1 protein-coding gene is annotated in these 3574 nt (G+C 68.6%); it reads right to left on the minus strand.

What is annotated here, in order from left to right; all coding sequences use genetic code 11:
- Positions 1-42: 42 nt before the first annotated feature.
- The gene (locus tag ACFU7D_RS29070) at positions 43-3432 is read right to left on the minus strand and encodes a heterodisulfide reductase-related iron-sulfur binding cluster (protein WP_378873853.1); all 3390 of its coding nucleotides are present in this window, start codon (positions 3430-3432) and stop codon (positions 43-45) included.
- Positions 3433-3574 lie beyond the last annotated feature (142 nt).

Genomic DNA, 3574 nt, shown 5'->3' on the forward strand with positions numbered 1-3574 from the left:
GTGCCATCTCGACCGACGCGCGTGACGTCTCGGCGTTCTGGGTCAGAGGTCGAAGAGCGACCCTGCCTCGTGGATGTCGACGTCCGTACGCGGCGTGTGGGTCTCTCCGCTCACGGCCGGGGCCGGCTTCGGCTCCGGTGCGGGCGCCTCGGCGACCGGATCGGGCTCGGGCTCCGGCTCGACGGCCGGCGGCTCCGCCTCGACGGCCACGTCTTCGACAGGCGCCTCGTCGACCACGGTCTCCGTGGCGGTCTCGGCCACCGGAGCGGCCTCGGTCGGGGCGGCAGGAGCCGCAGCGGCGACGGTGCCCTCGGGGGCCTCGATGTCGAAGAGTGAGCCGAGGCTGTCGAAGTCGACGTCGGTCTTCGGCTCCGAGGTGACTCCCGAACCTGCGACCGGAGCGACAGGCGCCACGGGAGCAGGTGCGGCCGGAGCCTCCGTCGCGGCCTCGGGGGCCTTGGCCGGGGCGGGAGTCGGCTCGGGGGTGCTGGCCGGGATGTCGAAGAGCGAACCACCCGCGCTGAGGTCGATGCTCGGCTCTTCTGCGGCCGGAGCAGCAGCCGGAGCGGCAGCAGGCGCCTCGGGCTCGGCGGCGGGCGCCTTCGCCTCGGGGGCCGGTGCGGCTTCCTCGGCGGGTGCGGCCGGGATGTCGAAGAGCGAGCCGCCTCCGCCCAGGTCGACAGCAGGCTCCTCGGCGGGTGCCGGAGCGGCCTTCGCCTCGGGTGCGGCGGCAGGCTCTGCCTCTTGGGCGGGTACGTCGAAGAGCGACCCGCCGGTCCCGAGATCCGAAGCCGGCTCCTCGGCAGGCTTGTCGGCCGGCTTGTCGGCCGGCACGTCGAACAGCGAGCCGCCCGAGGCCGGGGTTTCTTCGGCGGGCGTCTCCGCAGGCGTGTCGAAGAGCGACCCGCCGCCGTCGAACAGCGAGCCGCCGGAGGCCGGCTTCTCCGGCTCAGCGGCCGGCGCGGGGGTGTCGAAGAGCGAGCTGCCACCCGACGTACCTCCGGTGGCCGGCTCGGCCGGGGCGGGGGTGTCGAAGAGCGAGGACGCGTCGGCAGGAGCCTTCTCGGTCTCGGTGGTCTCGGGGGCGGAGTCGAAGAGCGACGTGCCCGCTGCGGCGGCCGGAGCGGCCTCCTCGACGGCCGGCGCAGCCTTGGCGGCGGCACCGACCTTCGCGCCCTCGCCCGGGGCCAGCTTGGTCGCCTGCTCGCCCTTCACGGAGGCGAGCAGCATCTGCGCGACGTCGAGCACCTCGACCTCTTCGCGCGCAGCCCCGTTGGCCTGGGCCTTGGTCAGACCGTCGGAGAGCATGACGCGGCAGAACGGGCAGCCGACGGCGATCTGGTCGGCGCCGGTGGCGACGGCCTCGTCGGTGCGGTTCTCGTTGATCCGCGACCCGATCTTCTCCTCCATCCACATCCGGGCACCGCCGGCACCACAGCAGAAGGAGCGCTCGGAGTTGCGGGGCATCTCCTTGTATTCCGCGCCCGGCATGATCTGCAGCAGCTCGCGCGGCGGCTCGTAGACGCCGTTGTGGCGACCGATGTAGCACGGGTCGTGGTAGGTGATCGAGCGCTTGTGGGCGCCGGCGCCGTCCGCGACCGGGGTCAGCTTGCCCTCGCGCACCAGGCGGTTGAGCAGCTGGGTGTGGTGGACGACCTCGAGCTCGATGCCGAACTCCTTGTACTCGTTCTTCAACGTGTTGAAGCAGTGAGCACAGGTGGTGACGGCCTTCTTGACCTTGAACTCCTTGAACGTCTCGACGTTCTGCTGAGCCAGGCCCTGGAAGACGAACTCGTTGCCGGCGCGGCGGGCGGAGTCGCCGGTGCAGGTCTCACCGTTGCCGAGTACGCCGAAGGAGACCCCGGCCATGTCGAGCAGCTCGGCCACGGCGCGGGTGGTCTTCTTGGCGCGGTCCTCGTAGGCGCCGGCACAGCCGACCCAGAACAGCCAGTCGACCTCCTCCAGCGACTCGATGTCCTTGCCGACCTCCTTGACGTCGAAGGGCAGGTCCTTGGCCCAGTCCATGCGCGCGTTGGCGTTCATGTTCCAGGGGTTGCCCTTGCCCTCGAGGCCCTTGAAGAGACCGTTGAGCTCGGAGGGGAAGTTGGACTCGACGAGCACCTGGTAGCGGCGCATGTCCATGATGTGGTCGACGTGCTCGATGTCGACGGGGCACTGCTGGACGCAGGCACCACAGGAGGTGCAGGACCAGAGGACGTCCTCGTCGATGACGAAGCCGCCGTCCTCCGGGTTGTAGAACCAGTCGAGAACCTCGGCGTTGCTCTCGGCACCTTCCGGAGCGCCGTCGGCCTTGCCGATCAGCGGCTTCTCCTTGAGGTCGCCGTCAGCGGCAGCGGCGTACGCGTGCTCGCGCAGGCCCATCATCAGCAGCTTCGGCGAGAGCGGCTTCTCGGTGTTCCAGGCGGGGCACTGCGACTGGCAGCGACCACACTCAGTGCAGGTGGTGAAGTCGAGGATGCCCTTCCAGGAGAAGTCCTGGATCGAGCCGACGCCCAAGATGGCGTCCTCGGCGATCCGGTCCTCCTCGACGTCCTCGAGGGTGACGGGCGTGCCGTCGATGAGCATCGGCTTGATCGCGCCGAGCGCGGTGCCGAGCGGGCGCGCGCCGTCGACGGCAGACGTACGCGACGCCGGCTCGCGCTTGAACCAGATGTTGAACCAGGCGGTGAAGCGGTGCCAGGCGACACCCATCGTCAGGTTGGACGAGATCACCATCAGCCAGATCAGCGCGGAGAGGATCTTGAAGGTCGCGATGAGGTAGATGATGTTCTCCAGCGTCCCGATCGACTCGGCGCCGGTCGGGTAGAGAGCACCGAAGAACTGAGAGATCGGGAAGTGGAAGCCGGTCGCGTGCTCAGCGTGCTCGCCGCCGTGCGCCAGCGCCAGGTTGTATTCCGCGCCGCGGATGAACAGGATCGCGATCGACTCGAGCAGCACCATCGCCTCGACGAAGAAGGCCTGCCACATGACCGACCCGTAGAACCGCGTCTCGCGGCCCATCTTCCTCGGCTGGTGCAGCAGCCGGTAGATGATCAGCGGGATGATGCCCAGCGCACCGAGCAGGCCGAGACCCTCGGCCACCCATTCGTAGAGGAAGAACTTCCCGATGATGGGAATCGTCCAGTCGGCGGAGAAGAGCTGGAAGTAGGCCGAGCCGACCGCCGTGGAGAGCACGATGAACGCCGCGAAGGCGAACCAGTGCAGGATGCCGACCCAGGTCCACTGCAACATGCGCGTGTGGAGGACGGTCTCTTTCAGCATCGTCAGCGTGCGGGCCAGCGGCTGGTCGACGCGGCTGATCGGCGTACCGATCTTGATGACCGCGAGCATCGACCGGACCGCCTTGGTCGTCATGTAGACGGCGGCGACCGTTGTCGCGAGGCACACGACGATGGTGATGATCTGCAACATGCCTAGGCGCTCCTCATCAGGGCAGGACTGCCGGAATGCAACCGAGCCTAGTGCTTGGCGTCGGCTTTGCTTGCGTAAGGGTGGGCTAAGACTACCCGTGAGTAACTTCAGAACAGAGAAACGGTCCGCGACCTGGTCAGGT

Origin of the sequence: Nocardioides sp. NPDC057577, from assembly GCF_042801335.1 — a bacterium.
In the GTDB taxonomy this organism is placed as follows: domain Bacteria; phylum Actinomycetota; class Actinomycetes; order Propionibacteriales; family Nocardioidaceae; genus Nocardioides.